Genomic DNA, 20666 nt, shown 5'->3' with positions numbered 1-20666 from the left:
AGCCTACTATCGTTATATATACAAGAGCATATTCGGCGTGAAGACCGGAATGTATAAGGAGGTAAGAAAGGTATGGGTTACCAAGGAGGCGACTATGACGTAATTGTCGTAGGCGCGGGCCATGCGGGCGTAGAATCAGCCTTGGCAGCAGCACGGATGGGCTGTCGCACGTTGATGATCACAATTAACCTGGATATGGTCGCTTTCATGCCCTGCAACCCGTCTATTGGCGGTCCTGCAAAAGGGCATGTGGTGCGAGAAATTGATGCACTGGGCGGCGAAATGGGTCGGAATATCGATAAGACGTTTATCCAAATGAGAATGTTGAATACTGGTAAAGGTCCCGCGGTTCATGCATTGCGTGCACAAGCAGACAAGTTCTCTTATCAGCATACGATGAAGGAAACGATGGAAAAGGAACCGAATCTGACCTTACGCCAAGGTATGGTTGAAGAGCTGATTATGGAAGACGGTCATTGCGTAGGTGTAATTACGAAGACGGGCACAGAGTATCGAAGTAAAGCAGTTGTCCTGACCACAGGCACTTATCTGCGCGGAAAAATCATTATGGGCGAGCTGATGTATGAGAGTGGTCCGAACAATCAACAGCCTTCGTTGAGATTGTCTGAGCATTTGAGAGAGCTGGGTTTTGATCTGGTTCGATTTAAGACAGGAACGCCGCCACGTGTGCATAAGGACACGATTGATTTTAGCAAAACGGAAATACAACCGGGTGATGATCAACCGAAGTTCTTTTCCTATGAAACGAAGTCTTCAGATAATGAACAGCTTCCTTGCTGGCTGACATATACTTCAATAGAAACGCATCAGATTATTAATGATAATTTGCACCGTGCACCCATGTTCTCTGGTCTGATTGAAGGAACGGGACCACGTTATTGCCCATCTATTGAAGATAAGGTGGTACGTTTCAGTGATAAGCCTAAGCACCAAATCTTTTTGGAGCCTGAAGGTAAAAACACATCTGAATACTATGTTCAGGGCTTGTCCACCAGCTTGCCAGAGGATGTGCAATTAGCTGTGCTTCGTTCGATTCCGGGGATGGAAAAGGTAGAGATGATGCGCAATGGCTATGCTATTGAGTATGATGCAATGGTACCTACGCAGTTATGGCCTACTTTGGAAACGAAGAAAGTCCCGGGCTTGTTCACAGCAGGTCAGATTAACGGTACCTCCGGTTACGAAGAAGCTGCAGGTCAAGGGATTATGGCAGGTATTAACGCAGCTCGCAAGGTGCAGGGCAAAGAGCCTGTCGTATTGGACCGTTCGCAAGGCTATATTGGGGTTCTGATTGACGATCTCGTGACGAAGGGTACGAATGAGCCGTATCGCTTGCTGACGTCACGTGCAGAATATCGTCTGTTGTTGCGTCATGATAACGCCGACCTGCGATTGACTCCGATCGGGCATGATATTGGCCTAATTACGGATGAACGATACGAGCGCTTTTTGGATAAAAAGCAAAAGGTAGAGCAAGAGATTGAACGTTTACGCTTGGCGAAGGTTCGTCCGGTTGATATAAATGAGATGCTGGAGCAAGGTGGATCTGCACCAATACAGGATGGAAGTAATTTGTTAACGGTGCTGCGTCGACCAGAGATCAGTTATGCGCAAGTAGCACAAATCTCACCTTCACCTATAGCTCTTACTGAGGAAGAACAGGAGCAGGTGGAAATCCAAATTAAGTATGCGGGCTACATTGAAAAGCAATTGATGCATGTTGAGCGTCTGCAAAAGATGGAGAAGAAGAAGCTCCCAGAGGATATTGTATACAGTGAAGTTCAAGGACTGGCCATTGAAGCCAAGCAAAAACTTGAAAAGATCCGTCCGATGTCGATTGGCCAAGCATCCCGTATTTCGGGTGTAACTCCTGCGGATATTTCCATTTTGCTGGTTTATCTGGAGCATTATAACCGCGTAACGGCAGCAAGGGGATCATAATGGACGCGATACAACAGCAATTTAAGCAGCGGCTGGCAGAGCATAGTATTGTGATTAATGACAGTCAGTTAGAGCAGTTTGAAACATATTACCGTGTGCTGGTTGAGTGGAATGAAAAAATGAACCTGACGGGTATTACTGAGCGTGATGCAGTGTACACCAAGCATTTTTATGATTCTCTTTCCCTGGCCTTTTATGTACCGTTAAAAGATGTGGAAAGCCTAGCTGATATTGGATCAGGTGCAGGTTTTCCGGGCATTCCTTTGAAAATATGCTTTCCGCAGATTCAGTTGACTATTGTAGACTCGTTGAATAAACGTATACAATTCTTGGCACATGTGGTAGAACAGTTGGGTTTGGAAAATGTTGAACTGATTCATAGCAGGGCAGAGGAATTGGGACGTAAACCAGGATACCGCGATAGCTATGATCTAGTGACAGCCAGAGCGGTTGCTCGTCTCGCAGTATTGAATGAATTTTGTTTGCCGTTTGTCCGTGAAGGAGGACACTTTGCCGCGATGAAGGGCAGTGATCCTACAGAGGAAATCAAGGAAGCTTCCTACAGCTTGAAAGAGCTAAAGGGAAAAATCAAACATGTTCAGGCCTTCCAGCTACCTGTTGAAGATGCAGCCAGACATATGATTATTATTGAGAAAAGAGCGGCGACACCACGAAAATATCCACGTAAGCCGGGTACTCCTTTGAAGACGCCGTTAGTGTAAATGTTTGAAAGAAAGTGAATGTTTCACGTGAAACATTCACTTTTTTTATGGCTGATAGACTCTTTACATAAAAGACTCTTTGCTAACATACGTTCTTGTTTACATTTGGGGAGGAGGATGGCTGATAGTTATCAAAGAGGATGCATAATTTATTCTCTTATCCTTCCGAAAAGCTGGTAGAGACGATAGGATTATGGCTGGAAAAGTGATAGAATAGAGATAATCGTTTTAATGTAAGTTGACTGCTCCTGTACCCATGAATTCAGATATACATATAGGGGAGTGGGACAACAAATGTCAGGGGAGTACGTGGAGTGTACCCGCTTACGGCGCTGTTTCATATAAAAGGGTCTACGATCCGCGTAAGGAACTGTTTTTCACGAAGCGCTGTTAGTATGGTGCTATTATGAAATTAGGTGGTATTATACGGAATGAAAGAACAATTTTCCAAGCTATTTGGTTTGACGGAGCGATCTACTGGGGACGAAATAAAACAAATTCCAGTTCGGGATATTGTCAGCAGTCCTTATCAGCCCCGTACCATATTTGACGACGAGAAGATTGATGAGCTATGCCAGACCATTAAGACGCATGGTGTAATTCAACCGATTGTCGTTCGTTTCCGTAATGGACAATATGAGATTATAGCAGGGGAACGTCGTTGGAGAGCTGTCACCAAGCTGGGTATGGAAACTATTCCAGCCATTGTTCGTGAGTTTAATGATTCACAAGCTGCATCCATCGCGTTGATTGAGAATCTTCAACGGGAAGGGTTAACTGCGATTGAAGAGGCTGTAGCTTACCAAAAGCTGATTGATCTACATCAGCTCACCCAGGAAAGCCTCGCTCAACGACTTGGTAAAAGCCAATCCACTATTGCTAACAAGATACGGCTGCTTCATCTGCCGGAGAGAGTGAAAGAGGCTCTAATGGAACGGAAGGTGTCCGAGCGTCATGCTCGTGCATTATTGTCATTAGAGACCGAAGAACTACAGTACAAGGTTTTAGATGAAGTCATTGCCAAAGAACTCAATGTGAAGCAGACAGAGGCACGAGTTGCCTTTTATAAACAAGTATCCACCAATAAGAAATCGAAGCGGATTTCCTTTACCAAGGATGTCCGGCTTGCGCTGAATACGATACGTCAATCCATTGATATGGTGTCTGGCTCAGGCTTGGATATCAAAACCAAGGAATCTGATCATGAGGATCACTATGAGATTGTCATTCAAATTCCCAAACGTAAGTAAGGGATGAAGCGTACAGGCGGCAGCAATTGCCGCTTTTTCTGTCTAACGCCGAATAAAACCGCAGCATACTCAATTCTATTCTGAAATTGCCGTTATCCGTAAGTTAAGGACTAAGTAACGTCTCCATAGAGCATTTTGCAATCATGGAGTGTAGCAGGATTCCGATTAAATTATGAGGTGAATGAAGTGTCAAAAATAATAGCCGTAGCCAATCAAAAGGGCGGAGTAGGCAAAACAACTACTTCCGTTAATTTGGGCGCCGGACTTGCTTCCCTCGGCAAAAGGGTATTGCTCGTGGATATCGACCCGCAAGGTAATACAACCAGCGGTGTGGGTATCAATAAGGCGGATGTGGCAAATTGCATTTATGATGTACTCATTAACGAGGTTGATCCTAGCGAAGCTATTGTCAGTACACAGGTTGAAGGATTAGATATTATTCCGGCAACCATTCAGTTAGCAGGCGCGGAAATTGAACTGGTACCGACCATTTCTCGTGAATTGAGATTAAAAAGATCGCTTCAACTCGTTAAGCATAATTATGATTATATTTTAATTGATTGCCCGCCATCGCTGGGTATTTTGACGCTCAATTCATTGACGGCTTCCGATTCAGTCATTATTCCAATCCAGTGTGAATATTACGCATTGGAAGGATTAAGTCAATTGTTGAATACCGTGCGATTAGTGCAAAAACATCTGAACACCTCATTGCAAATTGAAGGTGTGTTGTTAACCATGTTTGATGCCCGCACGAACTTGGGTATTCAGGTGATTGAAGAAGTGAAAAAGTATTTTCAAAGCAAGGTTTATCAGACGATTATTCCACGCAATGTGAGACTCAGCGAAGCACCATCACATGGCCAGTCCATTATTACGTATGATCCCCGTTCCCGTGGGGCAGAGGTATATATTGAGTTGGCAAAGGAAGTGGTATCTTATGAGTAAACGGTTGGGAAAAGGACTTGATGCACTCATTCCCTCCCTTACAGTCAATGAAGAGGATAAGGTTGTTGACATTCCGCTCAGCCAGTTGCGTGCGAATCCGTACCAGCCTCGAAAAACGTTTGATGAAGAGTCCATTAAGGAATTAGCCGAATCCATTCGTCAGCACGGTGTTATCCAACCCATTATTGCACGTAGTGTATTGCGAGGATATGAAATCATAGCCGGGGAAAGACGTTTTCGGGCTTCTCAATTTTGTGGGAATCCGACTATACCTGTAGTTGTTCGCAATTTTACGGATCAGCAGGTGATGGAGATTGCCCTGATTGAGAATTTACAGCGTGAGAATTTGAATGCAATGGAAGTGGCAGTAGCTTATCAGGGATTAATGGATCAGTTTTCTTTAACTCAGGAAGAGTTGTCCATGAAAGTGGGAAAATCACGTTCTCATATTGCCAATTTCCTTCGCTTGCTCGCATTGCCTGAAGAAGTTAAAGATCATGTTTCACGTGGAACATTGTCTATGGGACATGCTAGAGCTATTGTTGGGCTCAAAGATCCAGACATGGTGAAACAGTTAGCACAGCAATGTATTGAACAGCAGTGGAGTGTTCGCGAACTGGAGGAAGCTGTACAGCAGTTGGATCATAAGCCTGGTGAGGCGAAAGCCAAAACAAAGGTACGAAAAAAGGACCCCTATATTGACCATATGGAAGAGTCCCTGCGTGAACGCTTTAAAACAACTGTAAAGATCAAGCACAATAAGGATAAAGGCAAAATTGAATTGAATTATTACAGCCAGCAGGATTTGGAAAGATTACTGGAGCTATTACAGTAGTTTGTTGAAATATGGACATGTCTCCTTGAGCAAAATGGAAAGTGAGATATGTCTTTGCTTTGTCTGGAATTGCAGGAATTAGAATGGTTTTGATGGATAAACTAATAGCCTTGTGGTATTTGTTTCGCTGTTCTCAAACGTATAAAATATAAGTATGCAGTAACATGATTTTTGAGGTAGAGGAGTAGAAGCAAGCATATGGCTGAATTGAATGGACTAATCATGGAACAGCTTGCCGGAATCGTTGCAGGGATCGTGCTTATTTTGCTCATCCTGTTGATTGTTATTATCGTGCAGGGTGCAAAGCTGAAGAAGATGCGGCGAAAGTATGAAACCATGATGGCAGGCAGCGGTGTCGAGAATTTGGAAACGCTGCTGATTGATTTGAAGGTACAGATGGATACGATTGAGGATGAGCAGGAAACCCATCGTGCAAGTATGAAATCATTACGTAGTAAACTGGCTGGCTTGAAGGGACATATAGGTATCAAACGTTATAATGCCTTTGGTGAGAGAGGAAGCGATTTAAGCTTTTCCCTGGCTATTGTAGACGACAATCAGGATGGTATGGTATTAACCGGCATTTATAACCGAGATGGCTCATATGTGTATGCCAAGCCACTAGAAGCGGGACAATCCACCTATTCCTTATCACCTGAAGAAAAAGAAGCCGTTACTCTTGCGCAGCAAGCAGGACAGAACGGTAATGCCACTCCTTAATTGCGGAGTATAGGCTGCCAGCAATGATATCTGATAATTTCATTACCAAATTTAGTCTCGTATTTTGCAGCACGAAGTATTCCATGAAGCCGCCGACGTTAACGATACCAGTTAAATGGATATCGCCGACCGGCGGTAATTCTTTATTTACACCTGCTCCAGGCTTGAGAGGACCATCTGAAACCTGAATGCATCCAACGCTGGAGGTTTGTCCAAGACATGCATCTATACCAATGATATAAGGCTGTTCATATCGGGCTTGTATGCCATTCAGCGTCGTTTGCAGGTTCATAGCATGTACAGGCTCCTCTAATGTACCGTATAGGTTAAACAGAGGGCTTTTGTAGCGTGATAAATGCGTACCTACGAGCGGACCCAGGCAATCTCCAGTAGAACGGTCGGTGCCGATGCAAATAATGACGATATTTTGCAGACTCGGCGCCTGATGCAGATGGAACAGCAGACGATGGATGATGGCTGATTGGATCCCGGGGTCTGTGTGTGATATTTTTAAGCTTAGGGGTTCTTGCTCCGGAATGAAGTCAGATGGATGAGTCATGGAATCTTCCTTTCGCTCTGTAATGGAGTGTGAAGGTTGCGCTCGCTGTACCTTGGAGAATAACAATTAGCCTGCGGGTAACATTTATTCTCAAGATAGTAGCTAGTATATGGATAAACTTGTGCTTTTATACTCGAAGGAAGTAGATTATTCATAGCCATATGTTTGAAGTCAGTAGATAAGCTTATATAGTAGGAAATAGAATTCGGGAAGCAGGAAGAGTAGTTCCCTTTTTTAAGGAGGAGTACAGGATGACCTTTATGCATTGGCTGGAGGGCGATTCAGGCACAGAAGAGGTAGTGAAGGGTGCTATCCACTTGAAGGATATCGTATGGAAATTCATTACAGATGGTGAGATGTGGTCGACCTTTTTGTTTGTGATTTTGAAAATTGCAATTATTTTCATTATTACACGTATCTTTATTCGAGTTATTAATAAAATTATAGATAAGTCAATGCAACAAAAGGGAGATAACGGCAGATTCCGATTGAATACAAGGCGGTTAACGACCGTTGGGGAATTGCTAAAAAATGTAACCAATATTGTATTCAATTTCATCTTGATTATGCTGGTGCTTTCTCAAATGGGCATTAATCTTGGTCCTCTGATTGCTGGAGCTGGAGTGCTTGGATTGGCCGTTGGTTTTGGGGCACAGAGCCTGGTTAAGGATGTAATTACTGGATTCTTCATTATTTTTGAAGATCAATTTGCCGTAGGAGACGTCATTCAGACAGGTACTTTCAAGGGTACGGTGGAAATGATCGGGCTGCGCACAACCAGACTGGTGAGCTGGAAAGGTGAGGTTTACATTTTACCGAACGGCTCAATTACAACGGTAACAAACTTCTCCATGTCCAACGCGTTGGCGGTAGTGGATGTGCCAATGAAGGCCGAGCGTAGTCTGGAGGAAGCAGTTGGTTTGGTAAAACAGGCAATCCAAGGCATTGAAGAGTCCAATGTACAGATACTTAATATACCAGATGTGTTAGGGGTTCAGTCCATGACTACCTCAGAGTATATTGTGCGTGTTGTGGCAGAATGTATGCCAAATACAGGGGCCGTGGTAGAGCGTGATATTCAGAATAACATCAAGAAGGCCCTAGAGGATGAGGAACATCGTCAGGCAGCCTTGGAGACAGCGATAACCCTAGAAAAAGAAGATGAACAAGGAAGAAAAGGGGGAGAGAAGGGTGGAGCGTAAGTCATTTGAACTAGGGGACATTGTACAGATGAAGAAGCCTCATCCGTGTGGAACGAATGAAATGGAAATTATCCGCATGGGGATGGATATTCGAATCAAATGTGTCGGTTGCCAGCATAGTGTGCTGATTCCGCGTGCCAAGTTCGAAAAGAATATGAAGAAAGTGCTGCGATCAAAGGCCAACGCCGACGATTAAAACACGGAAGCGAATTGAGCCAAGAAAGATGAATGGCGATGAACCAGAATCAGCTTGCGTCACAGTTGCAATGATGATATAATTATCCTTGCTGCGGAAAGGTACCCAAGAGGTCTAAGGGGGCTGACTCGAAATCAGTTAGGCGTCGCAAGGCGTGCGTGGGTTCGACTCCCACTCTTTCCGCCACTAACTTCATTTAATAAACCAATCTCTTACGTCTGTGACGTAGGAGATTTTTTGTTTATGGGAGATATTTTGAAGGTATATATGCGGCTAACGTGTCCACGAAGTAAAGAACTTAGAAGGGATTTATGCTTTTTGAAAAGTAAGAATCATATTATTAAAAAAAGTACGCGCTATCCCAAAGTGGATTAGCGCGTATTTTCTGTGCTTTGAGGGACGTACTGAATGATATCTTCAATACCAAATGTTTGTTCCAAGCCGTGGCTACGGGCGATTTCGTTTATCGCATTTAAGATATTAACCAAGGTTTCCAGCTTAATGGTTTTTGTATCGCCACTTGCTAAATCAAGAATTGTAGCAGGTCTTGTTTTCGACTCCACCGCGATCTTGTTACGTGTAGCTCCAATCATTTCTAGTGTTTCACTCAATTTAAAATGAATTTGACTCACGTTAATGAGCCTCCTTAAGAAAATATTGTGGGTTACAAAATTACTAAATTAGTTATTTGTATTATATCCTACACTACCTATATCGTAAAACTTTTTTCGTATATCCTATTGACATACTACTCACCGAGTAGTACTATTTTTTATATTATATTACTAATAAAGTAGTACTTATTAAGTTTTATTGATTTTAGGTTTACATACTTTTGCTCCATATTACTTGGAAAGAAGGATAACTTTATTTTCATTAGGAAAGGGGAAACGATGTATGAGTAAATCGTTGGCATTGGAGTGGGCTTCGATGGTATACGGGCCGTATGATTTACCGCATATGTATGAGATATTCGAAGGGGTTCTATATAAAGGATGCTACTTCTTCTATCTGGACAATGGTGTGCTATGTCTGCGTCAGGTACGCAAGTTGGAGCAGTTGGCACACACACATTTGTTCATTGATGGTGACAGTGCAGGATTACAACTGGCAGAGGGGATTCGGCGTGATTTGATGGAGGTAGTATCGGACATCATCAGAAACTGGAGAGACAAAAGCGGACTTACTTTCCTGTTCGATGAATTGCTGTGTCTGCGAGAAAGGGGAGACATACAGCTCGACCTTGTAAAAGACAAGGGTTAGTTTGTTCCTTCTGAGAGATATCGTTACAGCAAAAAATGCTCCTGACAGCAGAGAAACATTGCCGGTAGGAGCACTCTTTTGTTATAGCTGGTTAGGCGGGTAATGATAGCGTTTTGTTTTTTTTGAGCCAGAGATCATCAGAAGGATCGCTGCAATCAAATGGAGAGCCCAGCCTACAAAGGGTATCCAGGCCAGCAAAGAAGTGAGTACTCCCCATACAGAGCCGTAGATCGCCTCCTGATTGCGTAACGACAGGATAAGTGTTACTGCATGCAGGACAAGCATAAATCCCAGAGCCGAGTAGCCGGTCCCCATGACAATAGCTCCCCCCACAATCGGTACGGCAAGCACCAATTCGAATATACCTGATATCCACTTTAATATTCGAGAATAGCTCATCTTTAAACCTCCGTAGATAGTAGGTCTTTGTACTTGGATATATTCTAGCAGAAGGAGCTGAATTAATCTGCATTTTACCAGGATATGCAAAAAGTCCGATAATGCAACAAAGGAGGACCACAAAGGTCCTCCATCGTAGGCGATACATTTTTAACAGGATACGATCTGTCCAATCACATCATGAAACTCGGTGTACTGACCAGCAATACCAGTGTTGAAAAGACAGTGTCCTTTTACACAAACCTAACGCTTCTAATGCCCGGAATGGATCTCCTAACAGTTTGTCCGGCTACGTCGTCCAACGGAACCACACCTCTCTGTTGTACCGCCTAATCATAATATGGCCAGGATTCCGAGGAAATATACATTAGTGGACACGAGCTTTCGTTTTTTTCTTCCATTTGCGATTATGGTTGGCGGTTTTGGGAAAAGAATCGCCTCTTTCCAGCGTTACTTGCTGTGGGTTTTGGATTTCAGTATGGAAGCTCTTTTCTCCGACCTCCATGTATACGCCGTCGTTTGGGACCTTATCTCCTGGTTCGAACTCAGTCTTTTCACCCATACGGTGGTGCCTCCTTAGATAAATGAATTTGGACTGCAACGGTTATTGTGCGCTGTCTTGAACAGAAACATGCGAAACCGTGTATACAGATAGTGAGTGAATCAAATGATTTCCTTTATATATGCAAAATTTTTGATGTTCTATAAAATTGTATATAGCTAATGATATGCAGTGTTTTTAGCCGTTTTAGGCTTGTGTATTGAATTTGTAGGTTGCATTCAGTTGTTGGATTTGGTAAACTGTTTTAGTGCGAGCTTAGGCTCGTTCCTTGCTCTCAACTGAGATTGAGGGCCTTATGTCCATAAGGAGGTGTAAAGAATGCGCAAATATGAAGCGATGTATATTATTCGTCCTGACATTGAACAAGAAGCTGTTCAAGCGACAGTCGATAAATTCCAAGGTATCATCTCTAACGGCGGTGGCGAAATTACGAGTCACGATGTAACTAAACGCCGTCTTGCGTATGAGATCAAGAAATTCCGTGATGGTTCTTTCGTTCTGGTAAACTTCACAGCAGAACCTGCTGTTGTTACTGAGCTTGAGCGTATCATGAAAATTTCTGACGAAGTAATTCGTTATCTCATTACGAACGACGTAGCTTAATTATTGTACGTGATTATGTAATGAACAACGCTCAAAGGAGGGGATTGGATTGTTGAACCGTGTCATTCTGATCGGTCGTTTGACCAAAGATCCAGAGCTGCGCTATACACCATCTGGTGTAGCAGTAACCCAGTTCACCCTGGCTGTAGACCGTCCGTTTACGAGTCAAGGCGGCGAACGGGAAGCGGATTTCTTGCCGATCGTAACCTGGCGTCAGCTTGCTGAAACATGCGCTAACTATCTTCGCAAAGGTCGTTTAACGGCTGTTGAAGGCCGTGTTCAGGTGCGTAATTATGAGAACAATGAAGGAAAACGTGTATACGTGACTGAAATTGTAGCTGATAATGTGCGTTTCTTGGAATCTAACCGCGATGGCGGTAACGGTGGCGGCAATAGCGGTGGAGCTGCGCGTGAGGAGTCTCCTTTCGGAGGCGGTAACAGCAATAGTGGACGCGGGAATAATAACTCGCGAAACAATCAGGATCCTTTTTCCGATGACGGAAAACCGATCGATATTTCGGATGATGATTTACCATTTTAATTGGGAAAGGACTGACAAAGAATGGGCTTCAGACAAAGAGAAGGCGGAGACGATAACAAAAGACCAGCTCGTCGTGGTGGTCGCAACAAACGTCGTAAAGTATGTTTCTTCACTGTGAACAAAATTACTCACATTGACTATAAAGATACAGACCTGCTTAAAAAATTCATCAGCGAACGTGGAAAAATTCTTCCTCGTCGTGTGACTGGAACAAGTGCGAAATATCAACGTATGTTGACAATCGCTGTTAAACGTTCCCGTCAAATCGCATTGCTTCCTTACACTACTGAATAGTAGTGGGTGGAAAAAAGAGGCGTTCCCGATCCCGGGAGCGTCTTTTTTCGTGATTTTTTATATTGACAACAAGTGCCATCTATTGTAACTTACTAATAATACAATCCATGTTTACCCATAAACCATAGTATACCTTTTAATGGCTTGTGAAATTGCAAGCTCCCCAACTCGCCAGAGTAAACATTTCGGCCTTCTGTAATGTTATTTTATATTACATGGAATCCTGTTTTTTGTCATTTTCCACAAGTGAAATTCATAAACTTTACATAAATAGATATTTTGCATTTTTATATTACATAAAAAAAGATATTGACGTGATATTATTTTACACTTAAGATAAACCTTAATAAAAATGTAATGGTTGTTAGCGCACGAAATTGACCAGAGGTCTAAAACACGTGTTTACGCTATTAAGACAGTGAGGAGGATGTGCAAACTTCATTTTCAAACCTCAAGCTTTAACGAATCACCGCAGGAATGGGACAGGCTGTTAAATAAAGAACCGACTAAGGGGGATTAACAGGATGATGCAGACGAAGAAATGGGTTTCTTTGCTTATGGTGCTTACGATCGTTGGTGTTCTGTTTGCAGGATGTAGCGGGGGTGCTAATGAGGCACAGCCACAGCAAGGCAATGCGGATAATAAAACAGAGGGAAATGAAGGAACTGCACCCGTTACGGAGGGCGTTATTAAAGCGACTGATCTCACGCAAAATCCTCCGGGAGCCACTAATCGGAAAGATAACATTGTAGTAGGTATGACATCACCTAAAGGGGTATTTAACCCGCTATTCTGGCAAACGACTTACGATTTATATGTAGTCAGAACAGTATTTGATTCCTTCTTACAGGTGAAGGCGGATGGTACATATGAAAATAGTTTGGCTGACAAGGTTGATGTATCGCCGGATGGTCTAAAATATACATTCCATCTGAAACCAGGCGTGAAGTATAGTGACGGTACCCCAGTAACAGTGAAGGATTATGCTTTTGTCCTCAAGGTACTGCATGATCCAAATTATGACGGAGAAACAGATGTATTATCTTTTAAGATTAAAGGCGGTAAAGAGTATCACGATGGCAAGGCGAATGATATCTCTGGTATCAAAGTCATTGATGATAACACAGTAGAGGTAACCGTTACAGAAGCAACAGCGTATACAAAGGATTTTCTGGGTGAGCAATACTTCATGCCAGAAGCTTATTATGGAAAAGGATTCAAAAAGGGTAACCTGGACAGCATCAAGGCGCTTAATAATAAGCCAATCGGCTCTGGTCAGTATGTACTGAAGAGCTTCTCCCCGGGTCAACAAGTCGTATTTGATGCGAATCCAAACTACTTCAAAGGCGCACCAAAAGTGAAGTCAGTTATTTTCAAAACAACAACAGAAGAAACAAACCTGTCTATGCTGCAAACAGGTGAAACGGACATGGACAACATCACAGTTACTGAAGACAATGTAGAGGAATTAAAGGCGTTGGGCTTCTTGGACGTGAATATTATGCCGACAAACGGCTATGGATATATTGCGTTTAATCATAAGGAAAAGAAATTTAAGGACCCTAAAGTACGTCAGGCTCTAACGATTGGCTTAAACCGTAAGGAGATTGTGCAGGGCGTGTATGGTCCATATGCGAATGTTATTAACATTCCACAATCTACAGAATCTTGGTCTTATACGGATGAAGGTATCAACAAATATGAATTTGATACAGCTAAGGCGAAGGCTTTGCTGGATGAGGCAGGCTGGAAGGTTGGTGCTGACGGAATTCGCGAAAAGGACGGAGAAAAGTTGACCATTAACTTCTCTGCGACTGCTGATAACCCAGTAGTAGAGGCCTTGCTACCGATCATGTCCAATAACTATAAGGAGCTAGGCATCAAGCTGACTTCCGAAACTTTAGATTTTAACGCCATTATGGATAAAAAGGACACAGGCAAGTTTGATATGTTCTTCGCGGCTTGGGGCTTAACACCAGACCCGGATACAACGACTTTTATTTCGAATGGTGCACAAAATGATATCGGCTATTCCAATAAGAAGGTCGATGAACTAACGCTTGCTGGTAAGCATGAACTGGATCAAGAGAAACGCAAATTGATTTACAAACAGCTCTATCAAGAGCTGAACAAAGATCTACCAACTATTTTTATGTACCAACGCAGAGATATGTGGCCAGTTAATGGACGTGTATCTGGCTTAGAAATTACGCCATACAAAGATTTTGAGTTCACTCTGCATAACGCTCAGATCGCTCAATAAGGGTTGCCAATCGTATGCTCAGCTCTCACGAGCTGGGCATATCACTTTATTCGTCTGGAGGAATGAATATGAAGCAGTACATTATTCGAAGACTGCTGCAACTCATCCCCACACTTATTGGCATATCCATTATCGTATTTGCGATTTCAGCCATGGTGCCGGGTGATTATATTACAGCCAAGCAGAACCCGAATATGACGGCCGAAAAGGCGCAGCAGCTACGACATATCTACGGGCTGGATAAACCGGAATACCAACGCTATTTTATATGGGCCGGTAATATGTTAAAGGGGAATATGGGGGATTCATTACAGCATAAGCAGCCGGTAACGAAGGTCATTGGCAATTATGTATGGAACTCATTTATTATCGCTTTTTTTAGTCTTATTTTTAGCTGGCTGATTGCGGTTATTGCAGGAGTATTTTCAGCCAAGTTTCAATATTCGTTATTCGATAAGTTTGTCACATTATTCATTTTCTTATGTATGTCGCTGCCTTCATTTTTTATTGGTCTATTGGTCATCAAAATATTTGCCCTAGAGTGGGGGATTCTCCCGGTTGGGGGCATGACCACAGCAGGGATGGAGCCAGGCTCGTGGGCTTATATGGTGGATGTTCTCAAGCATATGTTCCTGCCGACACTCGTACTTACGATGCTGAGCACAGGAAGTCTGACCCGGTATTTCCGTACAGGCATGTTGGAGGTCATTCGTCAGGATTATATTCGTACCGCACGCGCCAAAGGCTTGAAGGAACGTACGGTTATTTTCAAGCACGCACTGCGCAATGCACTGATTCCAGCCATCACACTACTTGGCTTCGAGCTTCCGGCCTTATTTGGTGGGGCGATGATTCTGGAGAAAGTATTTGTGTGGCCGGGTGTGGGTCAGGTCTATCTGGAGTCGATTAGTATGCGGGATTATCCGTTTATGTTGGGCTTCACGATTTTCTTAGCGTTACTTACGCTTATCGGTAATTTGCTCTCTGATGTATTGTATGGCATGGCAGATCCAAGAATTCGCTTGAAGTAGGAGGGATACTATTGTCCGCAGAAACAGTCACGATTGAAACGAATCAAAAGGCGGCGATCCGTCCTGAAGCGTCTCCATGGAGAATCGCCGTTCGCCGTTTTAACCAAAACCGTCTGGCTTTGGCTGGTCTCGTTATATTAATTCTGATGGTTATCATTTGTAGTTTTGGACCGATGATTTCACCTTATCATTTAGATGATTACAAGCTAGCTGACAAAAATTTATCGCCTAATGCTAAGTACTGGCTTGGTACAGATAAGTTTGGTAGAGATATTTTGCTGCGTACAATGCTGGCCGGCCGTATTTCCTTGACGGTGGGACTGGTCGCCACGTTTATTTCGGTCATGATTGGAGCGACGTTGGGTGCGCTGGCAGGGTTTTATCGTAAAGGCGTGGATACGGTTATTATGCGGATTGCCGATATTTTCATGGCACTCCCTACATTACCGCTGCTTATTATTTTAGGTGCTGTTCTGTCGGATTTGAAGGTCGATCCGTCGAATCGCATTTATTTTCTGATGCTCATTATCGGGGTCTTGAGCTGGACTAGCTTGTCTCGTCTGGTCAGGGGGCAGATTCTTACGCTGCGTGAACAGGAGTTCATGCAGGCGACGGAAGCGCTAGGCTTGAGAGACCGTCGCAAAATATTCCGACATTTGCTGCCGAACACGATTCCTACCATTATTGTTACGGCTACGCTTGGAGTAGCGGGTGCGATTATTACAGAATCTGCGCTCAGTTACTTGGGAATCGGCGTTGTGCCGCCCACACCTTCGTGGGGGAATATGATATCGGCTGCAAATAACCTAATTGACTTCCGCAAACGGCCTTGGATATGGGTCCCACCGGGAATGTGTATTCTAATTACAGTTGTAGCGATTAACCTGATTGGCGACGGTTTGCGTGATGCGCTGGACCCTAAAATGAAGAAGTAGGAGACGAACGTTTATGGAAAATGCTTTGATTGAATTTCGTAACCTGAAAACCCACTTTCATACCTCTAACGGAACTGTCAAAGCGGTCAATGACGTCAGTTTTAAAATTCGTGAGGGTGAAACGCTCTGTGTGGTAGGAGAATCTGGTTGCGGTAAGAGTGTAACTGCGATGACGATGATGAGGTTGATTGATTCTCCCCACACCTCAGACGGACAAATCTGGTTTGAGGGCAAAGACCTCCTAAAACTCAATAAAGGTCAAATGCAGCAGATTCGCGGCAATGACATCTCGATCATTTTTCAGGAGCCGATGTCTTCTCTGAATCCCGTGCTTACGATTGGGGAACAGATCACGGAGCCATTGCTGATGCATACATTAATGAGTAAAAAAGAAGCACATGCCCGGGCAATTGAGCTGATTAATTTGGTGGGGATTTCACGTTCAGAGGAAATATTTCATTCCTATCCTCATGAATTGAGTGGCGGTATGCGCCAGCGGATCATGATTGCCATCGCATTAAGCTGTAATCCGAAGTTATTGATTGCGGATGAACCGACAACGGCACTGGATGTGACGATTCAGGCACAGATTCTAGATTTAATGCGGGATTTGAAGGATAAGCTTAAAACGTCCATTATGCTCATTACGCACGACTTGGGTGTCGTGGCAGAAATGGCTGATTATGTGGTCGTTATGTATGCTGGAAATGTCATTGAAGAGGCGCCTGTCATTGAGCTGTTTAAAAATCCGCAGCATCCATATACTCAAGGCTTATTAAAGGCGAAGCCCGTCATTAATCAGAAAATGGATCGACTCTATTCCATCCCAGGACAGGTTCCAAACCCAATTGAGTTGGGAGAAAATTGTCATTTCCATGATCGGTGCTCCCACTGTATGCAAATTTGCAAGGATCAGGCTCCTCCTTTGAATGAAAAGGAGAATGGTCATAAGGTTGCCTGCTGGCTATATGAGAAAGAAGGAGGGCAACGGATATGAGCGAGCCTTTGATTCAAGTGGAAGGGCTGAAAAAGTATTTCCCGATCACAGGCGGGATTTTTCAGCGTACTGTCGGACATGTGAAAGCAGTCGATGATGTATCCTTTAACATTCATAAGGGTGAATCCTTCGGTCTGGTAGGAGAATCGGGTTGTGGCAAAAGTACGATTGGACGCACGATTCTTAGATTGATGGATAAGACAGAGGGATCGGTACGATACAAAGGCGAAGACTTGCACGCGTTAAACAAAGAGCAGATTCGTGCGCTTCGTCCGAAGTTGCAAATCGTCTTTCAGGACCCTTTTAGCTCACTGAACCCGAGAATTAAGGTCGGTGAAGCCATTGGTGAGGCGTTGCTGGATCACGGGTTGATTGATCGTAGTGAGCTGCGGAAGAAGGTCAATGAAACGCTGAATATTTGTGGGCTATCCTCGTATCATTATGATCGGTATCCGCATGAATTTTCTGGCGGCCAGCGTCAGCGGATCGGGATTGCAAGGGCTTTGATTTTGAATCCTGATTTTATTGTGGCTGATGAGCCGGTATCTGCTCTAGATGTGTCTATTCAGGCCCAGATTATTAACTTGTTAAGTGATTTGCAGCAGGAACGCCAATTGACCTATCTGTTTATCTCGCATGATCTAAGTGTAGTCGAGCATCTGTGTAGCCGGATTGGTGTGATGTATCTGGGTTCAATGGTAGAGCTTTCCTCCAAGGAGGAACTGTTCAGTAATCCGCTTCATCCGTACACAAAGGCGCTGCTATCGGCAGTACCGATTCCCGATCCCACGATCAAGAGACAACGGATTGTGTTGAAAGGAGACATCCCATCTCCGGCCAATCCGCCTTCAGGATGCAAGTTTCATACACGTTGTCCTATGGCAGAAGCACGTTGTAAAACAGAGATTCCGGTATACCGCGATGCGGGCGATCAGCATTTTGTAGCCTGTCACTTTGCCTAAAATATAATAATTAGGAAGCAAAATATCCGTCATCCTGAAAGCAGAATTGACGGATATTTTGGCGTGGAATACAAAAGGTAAAAAAATTGTATCTTTTTTTCGAAAAATTGCAGACAAAATGGATTTTTCATCGTCTAATAAAGTATGGAGGTTATTACGATGATGAAAAAACATTGGTTACGTTGGGCTATTGTCGTCCCGGTACTTATTATATTGATTTTTATTACGCTTGGACCCCGCCTGTTGATCGGAAAGCCGAATGTGGATGCAGAGGCTGCGGTGCTGATGGACATGCATACTGGGGAATTACTGATGGATGTGAACGGCGATACGCCTATGCCTTCCGCAAATATGTCCAAGCTCATGACTGAGCTATTGGTGCTGGAGGATATTCGGGCCGGACGGTTAGGCTGGAATGATGAAGTGCGAATTAGCCGTTACGCGAGTACGGTGGGCGGTGTGAATTTGTCCCTCCGGTATGGTGAAAGGATGACCGTATCCGAATTGTTCCAGAGTATGGTTGTGTATTCAGCGAATGATGCCGCTGTCGCGTTAGCGGAGCGTTCAGCAGGGAATGAATCAGCTTTTGTGAAGCGTATGAATGGAAAAGCTGCCCAAATCGGGTTGTCATCCGATAGTCGCTTCAGCAATGCCTCTGGAGCAGGGCAGAGTGAATTGGGGCCGAATCACCCTGAGGATATTCGGGGAGAAACGAAAATGACAGCAAGCGACACGGCGAAGTTGGCCTCCTATTTGATTACGTCACACCCGGAGATTTTGAGAACGTCCAGCCGTACGCAGATGGAGTTGAAGGATAAAGGCATCTACATTAGTAATACGAACTGGATGCTGCCTTCCTTGGCTGGACCGTACTCTTACGCGGGAACGGACGGACTGAAAGCAGGATACACAAGCGATGCTGGATACTGCTTCACGGGTACAGCTGAGCAGCATGGAAGACGGCTAGTTGCTGTGGTGTTGGGTGCACCGAGCAAGGAGGAGCGTTTTGAGCAGACACGGAGGTTGTTCGATTATGGTTTTGCCCTGTCGACTTCTTTCCCCGTGCGACTGCAAAATTTGGTGAAACTGGCCCCGCATTAAGGGGGAAAATGATTTTGAAAGCTACATAGGATACGAAAATAAACATGAATTGGGGCTTTGACCGTGAGGTCGAAGCCTTTTTTGGCATGAATTTGAGAAGCTGACCACGCCATGATACTTTTGACAACAGGGTAGCAGACCTTTTATGCTTTGAGGGGAAGTTTTCGCTTCATGTGGGACCAATTCGGTTTAATGAAGAGATGGGATTTGTGACGGAAAGAAGGAAGGTACCTGTTATGGAGAGAAGACATAAGAGAAGGACCAGTGGAAAGCCCAAAAAGAAAAAGAGGTTTACCGCTCTATATATTTCATGTATTGTTTTATTTTTGATTGCAGTGGGAGGCTACCTATTCCGCAAACAGCTGACACTGGTGGCTTTTGATTGGTTTGTATCACCGACGTTGGAGAGCAAGCTGGAGAAATCCTATCAGCCGCGACAATCCGGTGAACAGCAGCAGCAAGAGACAGTTGCTTACCGTAAGGAGCCCTTTTCGGTGCTGTTACTGGGTACAGATGAAAGGCCAAATGAAAAGGCGCGTGGTCGTTCGGATACGGTTATGTATGCAGTAGTACGGCCCGCAGAATCGCGTGTGCTTTTGATTTCCATTCCAAGGGATACGTACGTACAGATTGTCGGACATGATCCGAATCGCGATGGCGAGGATGATTTTGATAAGTTGGGGCATGCTTATGCGTTCGGAGGCGCAGATATGTCCATGGCTACAGTAGAGAAGTTGATGGAGCATAAGGCCGATTATTATGCTACGATTAATTTCCAGGGTATTCAGGAGGCGGTGAACGCAGTGGGTGGAGTTGTGCTTCCCATCGACAAGCCCATTGAGAATAAGAATCCGCTGCATATCAAGTTCCGTATTGAGGCGGGCAAGCCGCTTTATAATGGTGAGGAAGCCATGTATTATGTTAGATATCGGGAAGATAGCGACTTCAACCGTACAAAACGGCAGCAAATTTTCTTGAACGCTATGGCCGATAAGCTGCTGAATATCAACGGAATTACCAAAATCCCGGAGCTGCTCGATATTATGGGAGCCAATTTCAAAACCGATATGGAACCTACTTTTATTACTGGGCTTGGCAAGCAGGCTATTTCGCAGGGGAATCCACAAATTTCAAGTTTTACGATTACGGGGGAAGGGTTCAAGAAGAAGGGCCTGTATTATGACCGGGCTAATGAACAGGAACTTGAATATGCCAGACTTATGATTGCGAACTGGCTAGATTCCGATACAACCCCGCAGACGCTGAGGCTTCCCGACAAGCAGGACATTCAGTGAATAATCAATTGATTTATATTTGATT

At 44.0% G+C, this 20666-nt stretch carries 23 protein-coding genes and 1 tRNA gene; 20 read left to right on the top strand and 4 right to left on the bottom strand.

The annotated features are described in order from the left end of the window. Nucleotides 1-72 precede the first annotated feature (72 nt). From mnmG to MKX30_RS19830, 6 genes are all read left to right on the top strand, one after another. Complete coding sequence (mnmG, locus tag MKX30_RS19855) at nt 73-1962, top strand: tRNA uridine-5-carboxymethylaminomethyl(34) synthesis enzyme MnmG (protein ID WP_028540984.1); 1890 nt, start codon at nt 73-75, stop codon at nt 1960-1962. Beyond that, nucleotides 1962-2684, top strand: a complete 723-nt coding sequence (gene rsmG, locus MKX30_RS19850; RefSeq protein WP_028540983.1) for a 16S rRNA (guanine(527)-N(7))-methyltransferase RsmG — start codon at nt 1962-1964, stop codon at nt 2682-2684. The genes mnmG and rsmG overlap by 1 nt, the downstream gene beginning before the upstream one ends. Nucleotides 2685-3115: 431 nt before the next feature. After that, the gene (gene noc / locus MKX30_RS19845; protein ID WP_013312811.1) at nt 3116-3934 is read left to right on the top strand and encodes a nucleoid occlusion protein; all 819 of its coding nucleotides are present in this window, start codon (nt 3116-3118) and stop codon (nt 3932-3934) included. A gap of 186 nt (nt 3935-4120) precedes the next feature. Continuing rightward, on the top strand, nt 4121-4882 hold the full coding sequence (locus tag MKX30_RS19840; protein ID WP_023991152.1) for a ParA family protein: 762 nt from the start codon (nt 4121-4123) through the stop codon (nt 4880-4882). Beyond that, nucleotides 4875-5717, top strand: coding sequence for a ParB/RepB/Spo0J family partition protein (locus tag MKX30_RS19835; protein WP_013312809.1), 843 nt, complete (start codon nt 4875-4877; stop codon nt 5715-5717). The genes MKX30_RS19840 and MKX30_RS19835 overlap by 8 nt, the downstream gene beginning before the upstream one ends. Before the next feature lie 198 nt (nt 5718-5915). After that, nucleotides 5916-6437 (top strand): DUF4446 family protein, encoded by a 522-nt coding sequence (locus MKX30_RS19830; RefSeq protein WP_023991151.1) that lies wholly within the window; start codon nt 5916-5918, stop codon nt 6435-6437. On the opposite strand, the gene yyaC is transcribed toward MKX30_RS19830, so the two are convergent. Then, nucleotides 6391-6996, bottom strand: coding sequence for a spore protease YyaC (gene yyaC / locus MKX30_RS19825; protein ID WP_023991150.1), 606 nt, complete (start codon nt 6994-6996; stop codon nt 6391-6393). The genes MKX30_RS19830 and yyaC overlap by 47 nt on opposite strands. A 251-nt stretch (nt 6997-7247) precedes the next feature. Between yyaC and MKX30_RS19820 the strand changes: the two genes are divergently transcribed. From MKX30_RS19820 to MKX30_RS19810, 3 genes are all read left to right on the top strand, one after another. Next, nucleotides 7248-8198: a mechanosensitive ion channel family protein gene (locus tag MKX30_RS19820; RefSeq protein ID WP_076295140.1), complete on the top strand. Its 951-nt coding sequence runs from the start codon at nt 7248-7250 to the stop codon at nt 8196-8198. Further along, entirely contained in the window at nt 8188-8394 is a 207-nt protein-coding gene (locus MKX30_RS19815; protein WP_023991148.1) for a DUF951 domain-containing protein, read from the top strand. Before MKX30_RS19820 ends, MKX30_RS19815 begins: the two co-directional genes overlap by 11 nt. A gap of 95 nt (nt 8395-8489) precedes the next feature. Beyond that, a tRNA-Ser gene (locus tag MKX30_RS19810) sits at nt 8490-8580 on the top strand. 185 nt (nt 8581-8765) lie between these two features. Here the strand turns inward: MKX30_RS19810 and MKX30_RS19805 are convergent. Further along, nucleotides 8766-9026, bottom strand: coding sequence for a hypothetical protein (locus tag MKX30_RS19805; protein WP_023991146.1), 261 nt, complete (start codon nt 9024-9026; stop codon nt 8766-8768). A gap of 265 nt (nt 9027-9291) precedes the next feature. On the opposite strand from MKX30_RS19805, the gene MKX30_RS19800 reads away from it, so the two are divergent. Beyond that, entirely contained in the window at nt 9292-9657 is a 366-nt protein-coding gene (locus tag MKX30_RS19800) for a hypothetical protein (protein ID WP_023991145.1), read from the top strand. 81 nt (nt 9658-9738) lie between these two features. On the opposite strand, the gene MKX30_RS19795 is transcribed toward MKX30_RS19800, so the two are convergent. Both MKX30_RS19795 and MKX30_RS19790 read right to left on the bottom strand, forming a co-directional pair. After that, the gene (locus MKX30_RS19795) at nt 9739-10056 is read right to left on the bottom strand and encodes a hypothetical protein (protein WP_013312804.1); all 318 of its coding nucleotides are present in this window, start codon (nt 10054-10056) and stop codon (nt 9739-9741) included. A gap of 367 nt (nt 10057-10423) precedes the next feature. Next, nucleotides 10424-10618: a YjzC family protein gene (locus MKX30_RS19790; protein WP_028540980.1), complete on the bottom strand. Its 195-nt coding sequence runs from the start codon at nt 10616-10618 to the stop codon at nt 10424-10426. 318 nt (nt 10619-10936) lie between these two features. Here MKX30_RS19790 and rpsF point away from each other — a divergent pair, with 318 nt between their 5' ends. From rpsF to MKX30_RS19740, 10 genes are all read left to right on the top strand, one after another. Continuing rightward, the gene (gene rpsF, locus MKX30_RS19785; protein ID WP_013312802.1) at nt 10937-11221 is read left to right on the top strand and encodes a 30S ribosomal protein S6; all 285 of its coding nucleotides are present in this window, start codon (nt 10937-10939) and stop codon (nt 11219-11221) included. Between the two features lie 49 nt (nt 11222-11270). Further along, nucleotides 11271-11762 (top strand): single-stranded DNA-binding protein, encoded by a 492-nt coding sequence (gene ssb / locus MKX30_RS19780; RefSeq protein ID WP_013312801.1) that lies wholly within the window; start codon nt 11271-11273, stop codon nt 11760-11762. 21 nt (nt 11763-11783) lie between these two features. Beyond that, nucleotides 11784-12056, top strand: coding sequence for a 30S ribosomal protein S18 (gene rpsR / locus MKX30_RS19775; protein WP_013312800.1), 273 nt, complete (start codon nt 11784-11786; stop codon nt 12054-12056). Nucleotides 12057-12580: 524 nt separating this feature from the next. Beyond that, nucleotides 12581-14320 carry an ABC transporter substrate-binding protein gene (locus tag MKX30_RS19770; RefSeq protein ID WP_053326513.1) on the top strand — a complete coding sequence of 580 codons (1740 nt, stop codon included), beginning with the start codon at nt 12581-12583 and terminating at the stop codon, nt 14318-14320. A gap of 68 nt (nt 14321-14388) precedes the next feature. Further along, complete coding sequence (locus MKX30_RS19765; RefSeq protein ID WP_023991143.1) at nt 14389-15351, top strand: ABC transporter permease; 963 nt, start codon at nt 14389-14391, stop codon at nt 15349-15351. Nucleotides 15352-15362: 11 nt separating this feature from the next. Beyond that, complete coding sequence (opp4C, locus tag MKX30_RS19760) at nt 15363-16286, top strand: oligopeptide ABC transporter permease (RefSeq protein WP_013312797.1); 924 nt, start codon at nt 15363-15365, stop codon at nt 16284-16286. Between the two features lie 13 nt (nt 16287-16299). Continuing rightward, nucleotides 16300-17283: an ABC transporter ATP-binding protein gene (locus MKX30_RS19755; RefSeq protein WP_023991142.1), complete on the top strand. Its 984-nt coding sequence runs from the start codon at nt 16300-16302 to the stop codon at nt 17281-17283. After that, complete coding sequence (locus MKX30_RS19750) at nt 17280-18245, top strand: ABC transporter ATP-binding protein (RefSeq protein WP_013312795.1); 966 nt, start codon at nt 17280-17282, stop codon at nt 18243-18245. The genes MKX30_RS19755 and MKX30_RS19750 overlap by 4 nt, the downstream gene beginning before the upstream one ends. Before the next feature lie 159 nt (nt 18246-18404). Beyond that, nucleotides 18405-19346, top strand: a complete 942-nt coding sequence (locus MKX30_RS19745; RefSeq protein WP_023991141.1) for a D-alanyl-D-alanine carboxypeptidase family protein — start codon at nt 18405-18407, stop codon at nt 19344-19346. Between the two features lie 236 nt (nt 19347-19582). Further along, a complete protein-coding gene (locus MKX30_RS19740; protein ID WP_023991140.1) occupies nt 19583-20641 on the top strand; it encodes an LCP family protein in 1059 nt (352 codons plus the stop codon). Nucleotides 20642-20666 lie beyond the last annotated feature (25 nt).

The organism is Paenibacillus sp. FSL P2-0173 (assembly GCF_038008045.1).
Taxonomy (GTDB): domain Bacteria; phylum Bacillota; class Bacilli; order Paenibacillales; family Paenibacillaceae; genus Paenibacillus; species Paenibacillus polymyxa_B.
The sequence above is the reverse complement of the archived record's forward strand: the minus strand, read 5'-3'. Positions and strand labels throughout refer to the sequence as shown.